Here is a 17545-nt window from a genome sequence, read left to right as displayed (position 1 = left end):
CTTCGGTCCGGGACGCTTGGCGCCCGCGGCGATGCCGAAGCCGGCGGCCTTGGACTCGCCCGCCGTGTTCAGCGTCCGGTCCTCAGCGGGTGCGGCAGGCGCTGCGGTCTCGGCAGCGGGTGCCTCCGCCGGTGCGGTCGCCTCCGCCGGAGCCGCGGGTGCGGCCGTCGGAGGCTTGGGGGCGCCGGGCTTCTTCGCACCCGGACGCTTGGCACCACCGGCGAGTCCCAGCCCCACGGCCGGCTTGGCCGGAGCCGCCGGCGCGGACTCAGCCGCGGGTGCAGCCGGAGCCTCGGCCGCGGGGGCCTCGGAGGCCGGGGCGGCGGGCTTGGCGCCACCGGGCTTGGGTGCGCCGGGACGCTTCGCGCCACCGGCGAGACCCAGTCCCACGGCGGGGTTGGCCGGAGCCGCAGGCGCGGACTCAGCCGCAGGCGCTGCCGGAGCCTCGGCTGCGGGCTTGGCGCCGCCCGGCTTGGGTGCGCCACCGGGCTTCGGAGCACCGGGGCGCTTACCGCCACCGGCCAGTCCGAGGCCCACGGTGGGCTTCGCGTCCTTCTTCTCGGCCGGAGCCGTGGCGGTGGCCGTCGCGGCGGCCGGAGCGGCCTCGACCTCGGCCGGAGCCTCGGTGGCGACCTCGGCGGGCGCACCGTCGGTCTTCCGGTTCGGGTTGCCGAGGACGATGCCCTCGGGCAGGCCGCGCTTGACCGATTCGAGCAGCATCTGCGCCACGTCCACCACCTCGGGCGCCGGAGCGTCCGAATCGGCGGTCTGTGCGGTCACGCCGTCGGACAGCATCACGCGGCAGAACGGGCAGCCGGTGGCGATCTTCTTGGGCGTGGCCTCGGGCGTCGAGGACAGCGTGTTGAGGGCCTCGTCGACGCGGTCGATGTTGATCCGCTTGCCGAGCTGCTCCTCCATCCACATGCGCGCGCCACCGGCGCCACAGCACATGGACCGCTCGAGGTGCCGCGGCATCTCCTTGAGGGTGGCGCCGGACGCGCCGATCAGCTCACGCGGGGCCTCGTAGACCTGGTTGTGACGGCCCAGGTAGCAGGGGTCGTGGTAGGTCACGTCCTCGCTCGGGGGCGCCACGGGCACCAGGCGCTTCTCGCGCACCAGCTTGTTCAGCAGCTGGGTGTGGTGGACCACCTCGTAGTCGCCACCCACCTGCGGGTACTCGTTGCCCAGGGCGTTGAAGCAGTGGGCGCAGGTGACCACGATCTTGCGCTGCGATTGGGGAACACCACTGAACACTTCATCGAGTTGCTCGATGTTCTGCTGCGCCAGCATCTGGAACAGGAACTCGTTGCCCGCGCGGCGTGCGGAGTCGCCGGTGCAGGTCTCGCCCTGGCCGAGCACGAGGAAGTTCACGGCGGCCACGTCGAGCAGTTCGGCGACGGCCTTGGTGGTCTTCTTGGCGCGGTCCTCGTAGGCGCCGGCGCAGCCGACCCAGAACAGGTACTCGTAGCCGTCGAAGGAATCGGTGTGCTCACCGAAGACGGGGATCTCGATGTCCATCTCGTCGATCCACGCGGTGCGCTGGCTGGAGTTCTGGCCCCAGGGGTTGCCCTTGTTCTCGAGGTTCTTGAACAGGCCCGCCAGCTCGTGCGGGAACTCCGACTCGATGAGCACCTGGTAGCGGCGCATGTCCACGATGTGGTCCACGTGCTCGATGTCTACCGGGCACTGCTCGACGCAGGCGCCACAGGTGGTGCAGCTCCACAGGACCTCGGGGTCGATGACGCCGCCGAGGTCGTCGCCCTCGCCGGCCGGACCGACCAGCGGACGGGCCGCCTCGGCGCGGGCCTCGGCGGGGATCTTCTCCAGCTTGTCGGTCTGGACCTCGCCGTCCTTGCCGACCAGGCCCACTTCGTCGCCGCCCATATCGGTGCTGCCACCGGCCAGCAGGTACGGCGCCTTGGCGTAGCCGTGGTCGCGCAGGCCCATGATCAGCAGCTTCGGGCTCAGCGGCTTGCCGGTGTTCCAGGCGGGGCACTGGCTCTGGCAGCGGCCGCACTCGGTGCAGGTGGTGAAGTCGAGCCAGCCCTTCCAGGAGAAGTCCTCGATCCGGCCCGCGCCGAAGGCGTCGTTATCGGGATCGGCGGTCTCCATCTCCAGGACCTTGCCGCCCGACATCATCGGCTTCGCGGCGCCGAGCGCGCGGCGGCTGCCCAGCTCGCGCTTGAAGTAGATGTTGAAGAAGGCCGAGAAGCGGTGCCACGCGACGCCCCAGGTGAGGTTGCTGCCCACGAGGAGCAGGAACATCACGCCGGACATCAGCTTGGCGAAGGCGAACACCGTGATCAGGTTCGGGCTCGCGGGCAGCAGCGTGGCCACGTGCCGGGTGAAGAAATCGGTGACCGGGTCGGCGTCGCCGTAGGTGGCGATCTTGCTCGACTTCACCAGGATCATGCCGAGGCCCTCGACGAAGACGATGGCCTCGATCGTGTACGCGGGCAGGAACTTGCTGCCGGCGAAGCGGGAGAACAGCTCGGGGTTACGCGGGTGCTTGACCTGCCGGACGATGATCAGCACCAGGATGCCGACCACGGTGCCGATGCCGAGCAGCTCGTCCATCAACCGGTAGATCGGCCACGAGCCGATGACGGGCCAGTGGAAGGCGGGGTCGAAGGTCTGCGGCAGCGCCTCGAACCAGAGGATGGCACCGGCGAGGAAGCCGATCATCACCATCCAGTGGGCGATGCCCACGGTGCGGTTCTTGATCATCTTGGTGTGGGCGAGGAACTCGACCACGACCTCGGCGGCGCGCGGTATGAACGGCGTCCAGCGATCGGGCGCGGACTGCCCCTTGGCGATGATCCGCACCATGCGGAGCGCCCCGCGGAAGAAGATCGCCCAGCCGAGCGCGAAGGCGATCGCGCCGATCGTGCCCAGCGTGAGGGTGAGCGCGTTGGATTCAGCCGTTGCGGCGGCCAAAATGTCGGTGTCCACTGTCGTGCACCTTTCTGTCCTGCAGGTACTCGTCAGTACCGCCGGACCGAGCCAGCATCTGACTCAACGGTAGATTGCGGATAAACCGGCCCCTGCGTGAAGGTTCACCTAACTCGACCCTCGGTAGGGTGGGGATATGGCATACGTCACCCGGCTCCGTGACGCGGTGGCCGGGCTGACGGGCTCGGGCCCGCTCTTCTCGCCCGACGATGCGCCGCCCGCGCCGGTCGCCATCGCCTTCGGCGCCTCCGTCCTCGGCGGCCGCCCCGGCTCGTTCGTCGAGGGCCGCCTGGAGGCCGCGCTGCGGCTGTACCAGCGGGGTGCGGTGCAGCGAATCCTGGTCTCGGGGAATGCGAACGGAACCTCGGGCGACGAGATCGAGGTCATGACGGGGTGGTTGCGTGCCCGTGGCGTGCCCGACGATGCGCTGCTCACCGATGGTGAGGGGCTCGACACGTACCTCGCCTGCCGGCGTGCCCGGGATCTGTTCGGGGTGCACCGGGTGCTGCTCGTCTCGCAGTTCTTCCACGCCCGGCGGGCCGCCGCGCTCGCGCGTCACCTCGGTCTCGATGCCGATGCGGTGCGGGCCGAGTGCGGGTGCACCCGCCGCGCCTGGGTGCGCAACCTCTCGCGCGAGTACCTCCTGTCCCGCCCGAAAGCCGTCTTGGACATCACTCGAAACCGCTGATTCATTTCGGTAAAGTCGCGTCGTGGCGGATGGTGGCGGGACGACGTGGCGGGGAGCTGTGATCGAGTTCGGTCGCGCACTGATCGTGCTGGCGATCATTCTCGCCAGCGGCGCCCTCGGTTACGGCTCGTGGGCGCTGTTGTTCGTCAAGGCTGATGAGACGTGCGGCATGGGAGTGGATGCGGGCGGTCGCTTCGCCCTCGGGCTCCTCGGCCTCGTCTGGATGGGCGTCTGCCTGATCGTGTCGGGTGCCGCCGCCGCCCTGCTCGTCTACGGATCGAAGCGGGCGCGGGTGATCGGCGTCGTCGTGGTGGTGGCCCTGCTTCTGTGTACCGGCCTGTTGCAATGGCTCAACGTCGAGACCTTCGAATCCTCCTGCTGATCGCAATCGATGTGGCGGCGAAGACGCTCGGCCTTGCGAGGCTAACAATGTTCGCCTACCGTGATGCTAACAACGTTAGCCGGAGGTCGCCGTGAAATGGACAGTGGGAATCGCAGCAACGATCGCGCTGATCGGCGCGTTGATGTACCGCGAGAAGGTGGACGAACGGTCGATCGAGATCGCGGCGCCGCCGGAGGCGGTCTGGCCGGTACTGATGGACTTCGATGCGTATCCCGACTGGAACCCCATGGTCCGAAGGATCGACGGAACACCGGCGGTGGGGAACCGGCTGAACGAGGTGCAGGTGGTGAACAACGGCAGCGCGATGAGCTTCTCGCCGACGGTGCTCGCCGCTGAGCCGGCTCGCGAGTTCCGCTGGGTGGGTCGGGTGCTGATCCCCGGACTGATGGACGGCGAGCACTACTTCCGACTGGAGGCCACCGCGACGGGCACCCGGCTCACGCAGGGGGAGCGGTTCCGCGGTGTGCTGGTCCCGGTGGCCGGTGCCGCGATCGATGTCGGCGATGCATTCGCCGAGTCCAACGCTGCGCTCCGCGACCGGGTGCTGGCTACGATCGGCCGGTGACCCCCGACGACCTCGATCCGCTGCGTGCGCTCGGCCCACGCGCGCGGCAGATCGTGGCAGCGGCGCGGGGGCTATTGGAACGCGAGGGCTGGGGCGCCGTCACGATGCGGGCACTCGCCGACGAGGTCGGGATCCGCGCACCGTCGCTATACAAGCACTTCGCCAGCAAGGACGCCGTCAAGACGGCGCTGGTCGCGGTGGCACTCGCGGAATCCGGTGCTGCGCTGCGCCCCACGACGGATGTCGCCGAGCTCCTGCGGCGATATCGGGCGGTCGCTCGCGCCAATCCGAATCTCTATCGCCTGGCCACGGTGGGACCGCTCGACCGAACGTCGCTCCCGGACGGCCTTGAGGAATGGTCCGGTGCACCCTTCTTCGAGGTGACCGGTGACGCGCACGCGGCTCAGGCGCTGTGGGCGTCGGCGCACGGCATGGCGATCCTGGAGATCGATGGCCGCTTTCCCACGGGCGCCGCTCCGGATGAGACCTGGCACCGGCTGGCGGCGCGGTTCGCGTAGAAGGTCGACGCCGTTGTGGGCTCTCGTGGACGCCGCCCGCGAAATCATGTCGAAGTTCGAAGGGTGTCGCGGGTAGAGTGGTGGGCGTGAACCGAGGAGGAGTGTCCGGCGCTGTGCGCCACGGCAGATGACCACGCCCCGCAGCCGATCCGCTGGACCGGCTGCGCTGCTCTGCCCACACACTCTTCACCCCGATCGTCGTGATCCGGGGTTCCAGAAAAGGTTCAACCATGCACGCACTCACTCAGCAGCAGATCCTCGACTCCTTCCGTGGCGCCACCAAGAGCGAGGTCAAGCGCGTCACCTTCCCGCAGGACTTCGACGACATCCGCTTCGATCGACTCGAGTTCCTGGGATGGAACGACAGGAAGATGCCGCGCCGCGCCTACGTCTCGGTTCCCATGCCGGAGGGACAGGTGACGCTCCTGTTCACCCGCGCCGAGGGCAAGCCCAAGGCGAAGGTGATGTGCACCTGGTGCTGCGACGTCAACATCACCAGCCAGGCGGTCCTGTTCACCGTCCGGCGGGGCGGCCCGGCCGGCCGCAAGGGAGACACGATCGGCGTCATGGTCTGCGAGGACTTCAGCTGCGCCGCGAACGCCCGGAAGCTTCCGCCGGCCTTCCACAAGGGCACCGATCTCGACCTGATCCGTGAGGAGAACCTCGCCGAATTGCGCCGCCGCGTCACCGGTTTCGTCGCCGAGGTGCTCAGTACCGAGGACTGATCAGCGGTAGTTCGGATTGTTCGTGGTCGGGATGGTGATGTTCACCGGACGGAACTCGCCCAGGTAGGCGAGCTCCAGCGACTTCGCCAGCTCGTCCATCTGGTGATAGAGCTCCGGTGGCAACGCGTTCCGCTCCAACGCCCCCTCGCGGATCCCCACGTAGAGCGGCCACGTCGCGGCCAGCAGGCCCTCCCAGAAGGGCTGCCGCGGCAGCTCCATCCAGTCGGTGAGCTTGTCGCCCAGGGAGTATCGAGTGAAGGCCTCGAGTACCGGGCGGGACAGGATGCGTCCGTCGATGTCGCGACCCAGGTCCACGAGCATGTTCGCGAGCTTCACGCCCTCGCGGGTCGGGCCCATGATTGGGTCGAGGTTCTGCTGCGCCAGGGCCTCGGCCTGATCCCAGGTCGCGGGGATGTAGGCGTCGCCGATGCCGAGCATGTGGCCGTGCAGCTGCCACGAGTGCAGCAGCCCGGACCGCTCGTCCTCCGGCAGGCGGATTCCCCAGTTCGACATCACCCGCATGCCCATGGTGGCCAGGCTGTGCCAGGTGACCATCATGTCGGCCTGGGAGATCGGCTTGGTCTCGGTGGCGACGCGGCGCCAATGCGGGGATTGCGGCAGCAGATGGCGCACCGCGCCGTGCGTCATGCGGGTCTTGACCGCGGTCACGATCATCCTCCCGTTGGGCCCGTAGGCACCCACGGCGATCGAGTCGTAGACCAGCTTGTAGGTCTTGGCGATCCGCACCTTCATGTTCGAGCCGCCCTTGGACCAGTACACGGCGCGTGATTCCCGCGGGATCACCGACATCATCAGCCCGCCCGAGAAGCCGATGATCGTGGACAGATAGAAGCTGCGCTTCTGATAGAAACTGTCGGCCCCGCGCATCCGGTCGGGATCGAGCCAGTCGGGCAGTTTCCTTGCATGCTCGATGAATTCACGAACATCGGCGGGGAGTCCCGCGGGTATCGGCTGGCCGTTGGTGGTCCACTCGGCCAGGACGCGGTTGACCCGCTCGGCGTCTCCGCGTTCGAGTACGGCCGCCATCAGGGGATCGCCTTCGGCGTCCCAGAGCTGCCTCGGATCCGGTCCGATGCCACTGCCCAGCGCCGACGACGGCGGTGCCGTGTCCGGCGCAGCGAGTGCCGGCCCGGCACCCAGTGCGGCGGCGGCACCGGCGGTCCCGACTATGCCGACCGCCTTGATCACGTCACGTCGCTTGAGTTCGTTCACGCCCGTCCCGCCTCCCGAATCGATCCGCGTGGATTCGCTGACACGTCAGCGGTGCGAAAACGATTCCCCGGACATTAGAGAGGGTTGACCGACTGATGCAACTTCAAATGCTAAGGCTAGCTTAGGGAACTGCCCAAAAGGCTGTGGACCATCTCATCGGCCGACAGTGGGCGCGTCGTGCGTGCCGTGCATGCACCCGATGTGAGGCGACGGGATCGAAGCCCCGTGCGGCGAGCGGTGCGGGCGAGAAGGACTCGGCGGTGTCCGGGCTGCCCGTGCAGGCGGCGCAGTTCGGGCGTGAGATTGGCCCGCGTGATGTCGCCGCCGTAGAGCGCGAGCACGCGCGGATTCATCACTCGGCTCCACAGGCGGGGGACGAGCGCGAGGAGAACCATCTGGCCGTATCCGCCGGGAAGTTCGGGCGCATGCTCGTCGATGCGCAGGAGTTGATACCGCCGGCCGGGGTGGGTGTGATGATCGCTGTGGCGTTGGAGGTGGAACGTCGCCAGGCCCGTGACCGGCAGGGTGCTATTCCAGCTGTGCTGTGGCCCGGAGCGCTCGTAGCGGCCGTCGGGGCGGCGCTCCCGGAGGAGGCCGTAGTGCTCGATGTAGTTCACCGACTCGAGGAACGCCAGGGCGATCACGGTGTGGCAGATCAGATGTGGCAGTACGCCCCAGCCGAAGTACAGGGTGAGCGCGCTGTAGAGGGCGGCACTGAGGAGCCATCCGTGGATGATGTCGTTCTCCCGCGAGAAGAACGGAAGCCGCCGGCGCCGCAGACGGGCGCGTTCAGCCTCGATGGCGAAACGGAACTCGCCGATGAGGCTCCTGCCCAGAAACCGGTAGAAGGACTCGCCGAATCGTGCGCTGACCGCGTCGACGGGGGTCGCCACGTGGACGTGGTGCCCCCTGCTGTGCTCGGTGTGGAAGTGGGCGTACCACACGGAGGCGGTGGCGATCTTGGACAGTCGGCGCTCGACCGGGTTCTTCTGGTGTCCGAGTTCGTGGGCCACGTTGATCGCGAACCCGCTCATCAGTCCCATCGTCAGCGTCAGGCCGATGAGGTCGCGTCCGTCGAGGGCGGCGTCCGTCCACATCTCGCATGCGATGAGGAGGCCGAGGAAGTTGATGGGAATGAATGCGTAGGTGCACCATTTGTAAAACGGGTCCTCGGTGAGATGGAGGATCTCGTCCGGCGACGGATTGCGCCGATCGCGGCGGCGGGTGCTTTCGAGAAGGGCGCCGGCGACGACGAGCATCGGCCCGCTCCACCAGAATATGTGCGCACCGGTAATGGCCACGAGGAAGGAGGGCGCCACGCTGCACAACGCGGGGATGACCCCGACTGTCCAGGCGAATTTCGGTGGGGAGCCGCTGCCGTATTTCTTAGGCATGCGGAGATGGTAGCGGCATTCATTGCGATCCCATAAAACACTATGTTATGCAGAGTATGAATGTCCTATTGCAATGCAAAATACGCAACAATCACGGTATGAATATCGACTCCGCGGATGCCGGCGGGCGGCGGGAGGAAGGCTATTTCTGCTGGGGCAGCTTCGCGCCCTTGGGTGACACGCGCCCGGCCGACGGTGGCGGCACCATCGGGCCGACGTCACCGTCGGGAGCGGTGTCCAGGTCCAGGATCACGGGTGCGTGGTCGCTGGGGCCCTTGCCCTTGCGTGCCTGTCGGTCGACCCACGCGGCGGCCGTGCGGTCGGCGACCGAGCCGCTCGCGAGGATCAGGTCGATCCGCATGCCGAGGTTCTTGTTGAACATGCCGGCCCGGTAGTCCCAGTACGAGAACACCTGCTCGGTGGGCCAGTGCTCGCGCACCACGTCACGGAGCCCGAGGGCCTCCAGGGACCGCAGCGCGTCCCGTTCGGGCGCGGTGACGTGCGTGTGCCCCACGAACGCGGCCGGATCGAAGACGTCCTCATCGGTGGGTGCGATGTTCATATCGCCGCACACGAGCTGCGGCACCGAATCGGCCTCGACCTGATCCCGCAGCGCCGCCAGCCATTCCAGCTTGTACAGGTAGTGGTCGGAATCGATCTCGCGGCCGTTGGGCGTGTACAGCGAGTGCACTCGAATCCCGTTGCACACCGCCGAGATCGCCCGCCCCTCCACGATGCCATCGAACGCGGGCGCCCCGGGGATGCCGACCACCACATCGTCGAGCCCCACCCGCGACAACACCGCCGAGCCGTTCCACTGCGGCTGGCCGGCGGTGGCGAACTCGTAGCCGCGCTCGGTGAGATCGGGCCCGATCAGCGTGCCGAAGACGTCGTCGGTCAGCTTGAGCTCCTGCAGGCACACCACATCGGGCTGCCGCGAGTCCAGCCATTCCAGCAGCCGGCCGTGCCGCTGCTTGACCGAGTTCACATTCCAGGTGGCGACGCGCATGCCTCCACCGTATCGGTCGGGTCCGACAGGCCATCGGTGGACGTCGGCGGCCCGTCGGGGAGAATCGGGGATATGGATCCCACCGAGCGGTACACGGCGGCGGCCGTCGCGGCCTCCGCGGTCGTGATCCGCCAGTACTCGACCTCGTTCTCGATGGCCAGCAGGATGATGCCGCGTCGGGTGCGGCCGCACATCACCTCGATCTACGGCTTGGTGCGCGTGGCCGACGAAGTGGTCGACGGCGCCTGCGCCGTGGATCCGAGGGCTCATCTCGACGGCCTGGAGTCCGCCACCGAGCGCGCGATGCAGACCGGATTCAGCACCGATCTCGTGGTGCACGCCTTCGCGAACACCGCCCGCACAACCGGATTCGGGACCGAGCTCACCCGCCCCTTCTTCGCCTCGATGCGTGCGGATCTCACACCCGCGCCGCATACCGCGGAGTCCCTCGCCGAGTACATCCACGGCTCCGCGGAAGTGGTGGGGCTGATGTGCCTGCGCGCCTACCTGCACGGGGTGGCACCGTCGGACTACGAGGCGCTCGCTCCCGATGCCCGACGGCTCGGCGCGGGCTTCCAGAAGGTCAACTTCCTGCGCGATCTCACTGATGACGAGCTGCGCCTCGGCCGTGCCTACCTGCCCGAGCTCACAGCGCAGGCGTACGCCGAGGCCCTCGCCGACGCCCGCTCCGATCTGGAGCAGGCCCGACGGGGCATCGACCGGCTCCCGCGCGACGTCCAGCGCGGTGTGCGCGCCGCCGCCGATCTCTATGTCGCTCTGCTGCACCGCCTGGAGGCAGCCGGGCTCGACGGTGCCCGAGCCGGCCGCATCCGGGTCCCGGCTACTGCGAAGCTGCTCGCCGTAGCTCGGGGGTCGCGTTCCGGGCGAGGAAGCCGGTGAGCAGCGCGTCGAACTCGGGTGCGCATTCGAGCTGTGGCATGTGACCGACGCCGGGGATCAGGTGTCCCTCGGCGTGCGGGATCAGGGCGCGGGCGGCGTCCAGGTGCGCGGGCGGCAGGATCTGGTCCCGGTCGCCCCACACGATCAGCGTGGGCCGCGGGGTCTTCGCGATCGCGGTCTGGAGGGCGTCGCGCCACTCCTGCTTCACGCCGCCCAACACGGAACCGAGAGTGTCGGCGGTGCGCCAGGTGGTGAGCCCGGCGTCGGTCTCCCGGGCGATGGCCATCGCGTGATCGATCCGCGCGCGAGTCGCGAAGGACTTGTCCGCGAAGATCAGTCGCTCCTGGATGATCGCGGACAGCCGGCTCGGAACGGTGGCCATGAGCTTGCCGATCACCGGCAGGCCGAGCAGACGCAGAAGCGGCGTCACCTCTTTACCGAAACCGGCGGAGTCGACCAGCGTCATCGTCGCGACCTGCTCCGGGCGTTGCGTGAGCAGCGTCATCGTGACCGCGCCGCCCAACGAATTGCCTACCACGTGAACGGGGCCGGTGACCCCCAGGGCGTCCAGGGTCTCGCCGACGCCGCGGGCCAGGGCCTCCAGTCCGGCACCCTCGGGATGCGGGGCGGACCAGCCGTAGCCGGGCAGATCCAGTGCGACGAGCCGGAACTCGCCGGACAGGGCCTCGAACTGCGGATCCCAGTCCTCCAGGCTGCGGGTGATGCCGTGCAGCAGCAGGACGGTGGGCTTGGACTCGTCGCCCTCGACGCGCACGCGCGCCCATCGGCCGTTGACGGAGATGGTCGAGATCATCGGTTGGCCTCGATCCACTCGGCGGTGACATCGGCCACGGGGGCGGGGTTCTGCGCCACCACCCAATGCCCGCCGGGCACCGAGACGTGCCGCGACTTCGGCGAGTGCTCCAGGCCGGCCAGCTGCAGCGGCGGCGTCACGAACAGATCGCCCTCGGGGGTGACCACCTGCACCGGCACGGTGGTGTCGGCCGCGGCCGGCTTGAGGAACGGGCCGGGCATGTTGGCGCGGTACAGGTTCAGGCCGTTGGTGAAGTCGTGGTCGGTGCGCGTGTAGCCCTCGGCGGTGCGGCCGCCGGTGCCGCGCTTCTCCAGGGTCTCGATCAGTTTCTGTCCCCAGCCGCGCCGGTACAGGGCATCCGCGAGGCCGGGGGCGAGGAAGAACGGGATGTAGGTCGATCCGGCGGCCTGGCGCAGCCGGGCGGGCAGATCCGCGGGGCGGCGGGCGCCCTGCAGGTACTCGCCGGCGTGGTTGAGGTTCGGGCCGGAGATCGAGGTGTAGCTCGCGGTCTTGTCGGCCACCGCCGGGTCGACCACCGCGTGCCAGCCCTGGATCGAGCCCCAGTCGTGGCCCAGCAGGTGCACCTTGGAGCGATCGCCGGACTGCTCGCGCACCGCGTCGATCACCTTCGAGACATCGGAGATCAGCCGATCGAAGCGGTATCCGGCCTTGCCGGCGGGCGCCTCGGACTCGCCCGCGCCGCGCACGTCGTAGGTGTACACGTTCGCGCGACCGGACAGCGAGTCGGCCACACCGTCCCACACATGGTGGTTATCCGGGTAGCCGTGGATCGCGACCACTGTGGGCAACGCGGAATCATGTTCGCCGTAACGGAATCCGGCGAGGGTGAGACCGTCGGACGTGGGCACGTCGAAGCGGGTCTGTGCAGTCATGAATGCCTTCTAGAGGTTGATGGTGAGGTGATCGCCGGCGGCGCGGGAGACGCAGGTGAGCATCTGTCCCTGCTCCCGCTCGAAGGGCGTCAGGGTCTGATCGCGATGGTCGACGGTGCCCTCGGTCACCGTCACCCGGCAGGTGCCGCAGAAGCCCTGCTTGCAGGAGTACGGGGCGTCGGGGCGCACCTTGAGGATGGCGGCGAGCAGCGTCTCGTCGGCGGCCACGTCGATCGTCTCGTCGGTCTCGGCGAGCGTGGTGGAGAAGGGCTTTCCGTCGACCACCGGAGGCGCCGAGAAGCGCTCGTAGTGCAGCTCGACGTCGGTGCGGCCGATGAGGCCGACCCGCAACGACTCCAGCATGGGGATGGGGCCGCAGGAGTACAGCGCCGTGGGACCGGGGGTGTCGCCGATCAGGATGTCGGCGGTGGGGATTCCGTGCACGTCGTCGGTGCGGATCTCCACCTTGTCGCCGAACTTCTCGACCTCGGAGATGAACGGGATCGTGTCGGTCGAGCGGCCGGTGTAGAGCATGGACCAGTCGAGGCCGAGCCGCTCGGCGGCGATCATCATCGGCAGGATCGGCGTGATGCCGATGCCGCCGGCCACGAAGCGCAGATGCTGTGCGGGAGAACCGTGTCCGGGCACCGCCATCGGCATGCCGTTGCGCGGGCCCTTCACTGTCACGGTGGCACCGAGGTGCAGCGTCTCGTGCACCTCGACGGAGCCGCCACCGCCGTTGGGGATGCGGCGCACAGCGATGCGGTAGGAGTCCGGTTCGGCGGGGTCGCCGCACAGGGAGTACTCGCGCATCCTGCCCGACGGCAGCATGAGGTCGAGGTGCGCGCCGGGCGTCCAGCGGGGGAGCGGCGTACCGTCGGCCGATTCGAAGGTGAGGGCGACCACGTCCTTGTCGTGCGCCACGATCTCCCGGCCGATCACCCGAAGCTGCCGCGACGTGTCCGGTTCGGCGAGCTGCCGCGGCCGCATCAGGTGCGCGAAGGCGGGAATGGTGGTGCCGAAGAAGGCATTGGCGAAGCGCAGCAACGGATCACGCTTCCATCGCCCGTACAGGTGCGGCGGAACCTCGGTGACGGGCTCGCCCCACGGCCGGAAGACGGACGGCGACGTGCGCCCCTTCTTGGGGTCGGTCATCAGTTGGCCGCCCGGGCCGCCGGAGAGGTGGCGAGGTAGGCGACGGCCTGCGCGGTGGATCCGATCGACGCGGGGTCGAAGTGCGGCTTGAAGTAGATCAGCGTGAACTTCACGATGTCGCGCAGCTTGGGCAGGATGTTCTTGCGCGAGCCCTTGAGGTACTCCCACCACAGCCGCGGGTACGAGTAGCTGAAGTTCGGATCCTTGCGGAGCATGAAGCCGGAGGACCGGTGCAGCGCCAGCACCAGGAAGACGATGCCCACGATCATCGCGCGGCAACGGTGGAAGTAGCTGGGGTCGAAGTAGTTCGCCACATCGTGCGCCACGCTGCGGTGCTCGACCTCTTCCGCGCCGTGCCAGCGACAGATGTCGGCCATCGTGGGGTCCACGTTGTAGTCGTCCCACGCGTTGTTCAGGGCGAAGACGCCGAGGATCGCCGTGTAGTGCTCGACGGCGGCGATCAGCCACAGGCGCTGCACCATGTCGTTGTACTGCGCGCGATCCGAGCGGTAGGTGCGCGGCGCGAGGATCTTGCGGAAGACGTACTCGAACTGCCGGGCGACCGGCGTGGTGTCGATGCCGCAACGCGCGAGGTACTCGGACAGCGCGCGGTCGTGCGATTCGGCGTGCATGGCCTCCTGGCCGATGAAGCCGCGCATGGTGCGGGCGAGGTTCTCGTCCTTCACGTAGGGCAGCGCCTCGTTGTAGACCTCGCAGAACCAGCGCTCACCCTCGGGGAGTACGGAGTGCAGGATGCTGCTGATGATGTCGCTGGCCACGGGCTCGCCGGGGATCCACTCCAACGGAGTGTTCTCCCAGTCGAAGGTGACGTTGCGGGCGTGGATCTCGACCTCGGCGGGCTCGTGTTCACGGGCCGTTGCACGGGAGCTCATCGCTGCCTCTCCTTCCGTGGGTGTCTTGACATTCAACACCCAAGTGTCGAGCAAACGGTACCAGTTCAAGTGAGAGAGTCCAGCCCGGAATCTATCAATTCCGACATCTGAGGATGTTCGCTTGAACACATCCCTGCGCACGGCTAATCTACAACCTGATGGTTGTAGATGAATTGACGCCGGACGAGGTCGATCGCCTCTTCCACGCGCTTGCGGACCGCACGCGCCGCGACATCGTGGTGCGGGTGATCGGGGGCGAACGATCGGTCTCCGAGCTCGCTCGGGGATACGAGATGAGCTTCGCCGCCGTCCAGAAGCACGTGGCCGTCCTCGAGAGGGCGGGCCTGGTCACCAAGGTGCGACGGGGCCGCGAGGCCCTGGTGCGACCCGACATCACGGCCGTCCAGCGCGCGCAGCGGCTGCTGCGCGAGTACGAGGAACTCTGGCTCGGCCGGGTGGCGCGCATGGACGCGTTGCTCGACGAGCCTCGATGAAGGAGTGAGAGATGCCCGTTCTGTCCACCGCGAGCGACCGCGAGGCGCTGACCTTCGATCTGGTCGCCGAGTTCGCCACCTCCCCCGAGAAGGTCTGGCAGCTGTGGGAGGACCCCCGGCTGCTGGAGAAGTGGTGGGGTCCGCCCACCTGGCCGGCCACCTTCGTCCGCCATGAGCTCACCCCGGGCGGCCAGTCGCGGTACTACATGACCGGACCCGACGGTACGAAGGCCGGCGGATGGTTCGCGACGCAGTCCACCGACGCACCGTCGACCTTCACCTTCCGTGACGGTTTCGCCGGCGAGGACGGCGAGCCGGTCGACCCCGAGGACTACTCCACGACCACCGTGGTGATCACGCCGGCGGGAGAGGTCACCCGGATGAACGTGACCGCGACCCATCGATCGCTCGAACAGCTGGACCGGGTGCTGGAGATGGGTATGGCGGAGGGGATGACCGAGGCGATGAATCAGATCGACGCCCTCCTCGCGGAGTGAGTCCTCACGAATTCGGGTCCTGCGGGGCGACGCGGCAGAATTCTGCCGCGTGCGCCCGCCGGACCCGAATTCGTGAACGCGTCACCAGCCCCAGTGCGTGCGCTGCGCCGCCACCGCCCACGCGGTGATCCGCGGAACGTCGGCGCGCTCGGGCAGCGGGCAACCGTCGTCGAGCAGTGACCGCACCGCCCGCTCCAACCGATCGATCTCCGCGGACACCTCCGCCCGCGGCACCTCGCCGCGCTTGACGGCCAGCACGCGCTCGCGCTGCGTCGGCTCCAACGGCAGGGTGAGCGTCCCGGCCGAGGCGATCTCGTGGCCCTGGTACGCCAGGCGCAGCGCGTGACTGCCGTACTTGACGTCCCAGCCGTACCGTTCCACCAGCTCCGGCCGGTTCGGCACACCGCTGGCACGGCCCAGCATCCGCTGGTGCTGCGAGTGCATGTAGCCCAGGAACCGCTCCACCGACTGCCGGGACAGGAAGGCGCCGCGCAGTGCTCGCAGTGAACGGCCGAGGGCGGTCACCTTCACCAGCGACTCCTCGGGCGCGTACAGCGGCAGGAGCACCGTCGGGTTGCCCTTGACGGCCAGGCGCAGGTACTTCCGCAGGCTGTACATCACCAGGTCGGTATCGCCCGGACCGCTGCGCACGCCCTCGGGCTGGGTGCGCCAGATGTAATCGGCCCGCGGCTCCGGCACGCCCAACAGCGAAGCGGGCGGCTCCAGGTAGACCCCCAGCTCGTCGTGATCGTCGGTGCCCGCGATCGCGATGCCGTGCACGTCGGAACCCACGACGGAGCGCAGGATCTCGCCCTGCATCGCCACGTCGCGGTCCCCGTACTCGACATTCGCTCGATCTGACATGGGCGCGACGCTACCCGGGGGAGTGCGCTGCGCTCCAGCGATTTTCGCTGCTACCGAGCGATCGCGCCGGCGGCGAGCCGGCCCGAGATCAGCGCGGGAGGCACACCGACACCGGGATGGGTCAGCGAACCGGCGAGCACGGCGTTGGCGATACCGGGAACCCGCTGCGGGCGCCGCAGCGGACCGGTCTGGGTGATCGTGTGCGCCGCCGCGAACGGGGTTCCCGCCGAAAGTCCTTGGCGCGCCCAGTCGGCGGGGGTATCGATGCGCAGGACCTCGGCGGTGTCGATGCCGCGGTAGCCTCGCGCGGCGAGAACGCCGAGGAAGTCCCGCACGTAGTCCCCGCCCACGGTGTCCCAATCCAGCGGGGCCGATTCGAGATTCGGGCACGGCGCCAGAACGGAGACCGGGCCGGGTTCGCCGACGGTGACCGACGGCCGGGTGATCAGGAACGAGGGATCGCTCATCAGCCGCCCCCGGCCGCGGGTGGCCGTGATCTCGGCGAAGGTGCGCTCCCACGCGGCGCCGAAGTCGAGCGTGTGATGCGCCTGGGTGGGCCAGTGCTCCTGCAGATCCGGGTCCACATCGAGGTGCACCACCACGGCCGACGGGGACAGCCGGACCTTCCGGCGCGGCGGTCGTCCACCCAGCGGCGCCAGCAGCCGGTCCGCGATCGGAGCGTCGGCGGTGACCACGACGGCGTCGAGGGCCAGCCGGACATCGCGGTCCGCGCGGGCGCGCAGCCCGCAGACCCGGCCCCGTCGGCCGTCCAGACCGAGCACGTCGTGGCCGAGCAGTACCGTGCCGCCCGCGCGTTCCACCTGGCGTGCCATCACCTCGGCGACCCGCCCCATTCCGGCGCGCGGGTACCAGACGCCCAGGCCCACATCCATGTGCGAGATCACGGCGTACACCGCGCGCGCCGCCGCGGGACTGACGCCCGCGTACAACGCCTGGAAGGTGAGCATGCGCCGGGCCCGCTCGTCGTCCACCCGCCGGTCCACCTGGCGCTGCATGGAACTGAGCGCGCCGAGTCGGACGATGCGGCCCAGAGCCGCCAGATCGCGCGGATTGGCGTAGGACCGCAGCGCCGCGTCGCCCGCGATGAAGCGCGGATAGGCGGCGTCGAACATCGCCTGTTGCCAGGCGAAGTGCTCGGGGGTGTGGAGGTCCTCGGGGACGTGCAGCACGCTCGGGCGGTCGTGGCCGGGGAGTGCGGGGAAGCGGCCGGCGTAGGCCGGACGCACGGGCAACAGGTCGAGCTCCGCTTCGGCGGCGGTGCGGTCCAATCCGCCCGCGGCGAGCGCGTCGAAGGCCAGCTCGGGCATCGTCAGCACGCTGGCACCGGGATCGACGAGATGCGCGCGGCCGTCGGCGCCGTGGAGGGTGGTGGTTCCCGCGCGGCCGCCGGGGGCGCCGTCGCGCTCGATCACGGTGACCCGATGTCCCGCACCGATCAGATGCAGCGCCGCCGAGAGCCCCGCCAGTCCCGCCCCGATGATCCCGATGTGCACGGGCGGCAAGCCTACCGACCTCCGGAAACTTCGA

Annotated in this window: 18 protein-coding genes; 8 read left to right on the top strand and 10 right to left on the bottom strand. The window is 68.8% G+C overall.

What is annotated here, in order from left to right; all coding sequences use genetic code 11:
* The coding region (locus ABD108_RS18140) for a (Fe-S)-binding protein (protein ID WP_343930998.1) at positions 1 to 2952 on the bottom strand (2952 nt) is incomplete at its 3' end.
* A 136-nt stretch (positions 2953 to 3088) separates the two neighbouring features.
* On the opposite strand from ABD108_RS18140, the gene ABD108_RS18135 reads away from it, so the two are divergent.
* The 5 genes from ABD108_RS18135 to ABD108_RS18115 all read left to right on the top strand — a co-directional run bounded on the left by ABD108_RS18135 (position 3089) and on the right by ABD108_RS18115 (position 5851).
* Complete coding sequence (locus ABD108_RS18135) at positions 3089 to 3640, top strand: SanA/YdcF family protein (protein WP_343930997.1); 552 nt, start codon at positions 3089 to 3091, stop codon at positions 3638 to 3640.
* 58 nt (positions 3641 to 3698) lie between these two features.
* Positions 3699 to 4022 (top strand): hypothetical protein, encoded by a 324-nt coding sequence (locus ABD108_RS18130; protein WP_343930996.1) that lies wholly within the window; start codon positions 3699 to 3701, stop codon positions 4020 to 4022.
* 103 nt (positions 4023 to 4125) lie between these two features.
* Complete coding sequence (locus ABD108_RS18125; RefSeq protein WP_343930995.1) at positions 4126 to 4608, top strand: SRPBCC family protein; 483 nt, start codon at positions 4126 to 4128, stop codon at positions 4606 to 4608.
* The gene (locus ABD108_RS18120; protein WP_343930994.1) at positions 4605 to 5126 is read left to right on the top strand and encodes a TetR/AcrR family transcriptional regulator; all 522 of its coding nucleotides are present in this window, start codon (positions 4605 to 4607) and stop codon (positions 5124 to 5126) included. Before ABD108_RS18125 ends, ABD108_RS18120 begins: the two co-directional genes overlap by 4 nt.
* A 230-nt stretch (positions 5127 to 5356) precedes the next feature.
* A complete protein-coding gene (locus tag ABD108_RS18115) occupies positions 5357 to 5851 on the top strand; it encodes an FBP domain-containing protein (protein ID WP_343930993.1) in 495 nt (164 codons plus the stop codon).
* On the opposite strand, the gene ABD108_RS18110 is transcribed toward ABD108_RS18115, so the two are convergent.
* From ABD108_RS18110 to ABD108_RS18100, 3 genes are all read right to left on the bottom strand, one after another.
* Positions 5852 to 7084: an oxygenase MpaB family protein gene (locus ABD108_RS18110; RefSeq protein WP_343930992.1), complete on the bottom strand. Its 1233-nt coding sequence runs from the start codon at positions 7082 to 7084 to the stop codon at positions 5852 to 5854. It lies immediately after the preceding gene.
* Between the two features lie 116 nt (positions 7085 to 7200).
* Positions 7201 to 8478, bottom strand: a complete 1278-nt coding sequence (locus ABD108_RS18105; protein ID WP_343930991.1) for an alkane 1-monooxygenase — start codon at positions 8476 to 8478, stop codon at positions 7201 to 7203.
* A gap of 142 nt (positions 8479 to 8620) precedes the next feature.
* Entirely contained in the window at positions 8621 to 9487 is an 867-nt protein-coding gene (locus ABD108_RS18100; RefSeq protein ID WP_343930990.1) for an exodeoxyribonuclease III, read from the bottom strand.
* A gap of 72 nt (positions 9488 to 9559) precedes the next feature.
* Between ABD108_RS18100 and ABD108_RS18095 the strand changes: the two genes are divergently transcribed.
* The gene (locus ABD108_RS18095; protein WP_343930989.1) at positions 9560 to 10387 is read left to right on the top strand and encodes a phytoene/squalene synthase family protein; all 828 of its coding nucleotides are present in this window, start codon (positions 9560 to 9562) and stop codon (positions 10385 to 10387) included.
* On the opposite strand, the gene ABD108_RS18090 is transcribed toward ABD108_RS18095, so the two are convergent.
* Genes ABD108_RS18090 through ABD108_RS18075 form a run of 4 tightly spaced genes read right to left on the bottom strand, consistent with a single transcriptional unit; the run spans position 10329 to position 14142 of the window.
* Positions 10329 to 11201 carry an alpha/beta fold hydrolase gene (locus ABD108_RS18090; RefSeq protein WP_343930988.1) on the bottom strand — a complete coding sequence of 291 codons (873 nt, stop codon included), beginning with the start codon at positions 11199 to 11201 and terminating at the stop codon, positions 10329 to 10331. The two genes, ABD108_RS18095 and ABD108_RS18090, sit on opposite strands and share 59 nt — an antisense overlap.
* Positions 11198 to 12094 carry an alpha/beta fold hydrolase gene (locus ABD108_RS18085; protein WP_343930987.1) on the bottom strand — a complete coding sequence of 299 codons (897 nt, stop codon included), beginning with the start codon at positions 12092 to 12094 and terminating at the stop codon, positions 11198 to 11200. Before ABD108_RS18085 ends, ABD108_RS18090 begins: the two co-directional genes overlap by 4 nt.
* Positions 12095 to 12103: 9 nt before the next feature.
* Positions 12104 to 13249, bottom strand: a complete 1146-nt coding sequence (locus ABD108_RS18080) for a PDR/VanB family oxidoreductase (protein ID WP_220656775.1) — start codon at positions 13247 to 13249, stop codon at positions 12104 to 12106.
* Positions 13249 to 14142 carry a metal-dependent hydrolase gene (locus ABD108_RS18075; protein WP_220656774.1) on the bottom strand — a complete coding sequence of 298 codons (894 nt, stop codon included), beginning with the start codon at positions 14140 to 14142 and terminating at the stop codon, positions 13249 to 13251. Before ABD108_RS18075 ends, ABD108_RS18080 begins: the two co-directional genes overlap by 1 nt.
* Positions 14143 to 14300: 158 nt before the next feature.
* Between ABD108_RS18075 and ABD108_RS18070 the strand changes: the two genes are divergently transcribed.
* Positions 14301 to 14636 (top strand): ArsR/SmtB family transcription factor, encoded by a 336-nt coding sequence (locus ABD108_RS18070; RefSeq protein ID WP_220656773.1) that lies wholly within the window; start codon positions 14301 to 14303, stop codon positions 14634 to 14636.
* An 11-nt stretch (positions 14637 to 14647) separates the two neighbouring features.
* Positions 14648 to 15133, top strand: coding sequence for an SRPBCC family protein (locus ABD108_RS18065; RefSeq protein ID WP_220656772.1), 486 nt, complete (start codon positions 14648 to 14650; stop codon positions 15131 to 15133).
* An 81-nt stretch (positions 15134 to 15214) separates the two neighbouring features.
* Here the strand turns inward: ABD108_RS18065 and ABD108_RS18060 are convergent, their stop codons facing one another.
* Entirely contained in the window at positions 15215 to 15997 is a 783-nt protein-coding gene (locus ABD108_RS18060) for a nucleotidyltransferase domain-containing protein (RefSeq protein WP_220656771.1), read from the bottom strand.
* Positions 15998 to 16047: 50 nt separating this feature from the next.
* Positions 16048 to 17511 carry a phytoene desaturase family protein gene (gene crtI / locus ABD108_RS18055; protein WP_343930986.1) on the bottom strand — a complete coding sequence of 488 codons (1464 nt, stop codon included), beginning with the start codon at positions 17509 to 17511 and terminating at the stop codon, positions 16048 to 16050.
* Positions 17512 to 17545: the final 34 nt, after the last annotated feature.

Source organism: Tsukamurella strandjordii, assembly GCF_039525985.1.
Classification (GTDB): Bacteria; Actinomycetota; Actinomycetes; order Mycobacteriales; family Mycobacteriaceae; genus Tsukamurella; species Tsukamurella strandjordii.
The sequence above is the reverse complement of the archived record's forward strand: the minus strand, read 5'-3'. Positions and strand labels throughout refer to the sequence as shown.

Excerpts from the sequence above, each read along its gene's own strand:
- ABD108_RS18135 (WP_343930997.1), top strand. The coding sequence starts at position 3,089 with ATGGCATACGTCACCCGGCTCCGTGACGCGGTGGCCGGGCTGACGGGC.
- ABD108_RS18115 (WP_343930993.1), top strand. The coding sequence starts at position 5,357 with ATGCACGCACTCACTCAGCAGCAGATCCTCGACTCCTTCCGTGGCGCC.
- ABD108_RS18105 (WP_343930991.1), bottom strand. The coding sequence starts at position 8,478 with ATGCCTAAGAAATACGGCAGCGGCTCCCCACCGAAATTCGCCTGGACA.
- ABD108_RS18100 (WP_343930990.1), bottom strand. The coding sequence starts at position 9,487 with ATGCGCGTCGCCACCTGGAATGTGAACTCGGTCAAGCAGCGGCACGGC.
- ABD108_RS18095 (WP_343930989.1), top strand. The coding sequence starts at position 9,560 with ATGGATCCCACCGAGCGGTACACGGCGGCGGCCGTCGCGGCCTCCGCG.
- ABD108_RS18090 (WP_343930988.1), bottom strand. The coding sequence starts at position 11,201 with ATGATCTCGACCATCTCCGTCAACGGCCGATGGGCGCGCGTGCGCGTC.
- ABD108_RS18085 (WP_343930987.1), bottom strand. The coding sequence starts at position 12,094 with ATGACTGCACAGACCCGCTTCGACGTGCCCACGTCCGACGGTCTCACC.
- ABD108_RS18080 (WP_220656775.1), bottom strand. The coding sequence starts at position 13,249 with ATGACCGACCCCAAGAAGGGGCGCACGTCGCCGTCCGTCTTCCGGCCG.
- ABD108_RS18075 (WP_220656774.1), bottom strand. The coding sequence starts at position 14,142 with ATGAGCTCCCGTGCAACGGCCCGTGAACACGAGCCCGCCGAGGTCGAG.
- ABD108_RS18070 (WP_220656773.1), top strand. The coding sequence starts at position 14,301 with ATGGTTGTAGATGAATTGACGCCGGACGAGGTCGATCGCCTCTTCCAC.
- ABD108_RS18065 (WP_220656772.1), top strand. The coding sequence starts at position 14,648 with ATGCCCGTTCTGTCCACCGCGAGCGACCGCGAGGCGCTGACCTTCGAT.
- ABD108_RS18060 (WP_220656771.1), bottom strand. The coding sequence starts at position 15,997 with ATGTCAGATCGAGCGAATGTCGAGTACGGGGACCGCGACGTGGCGATG.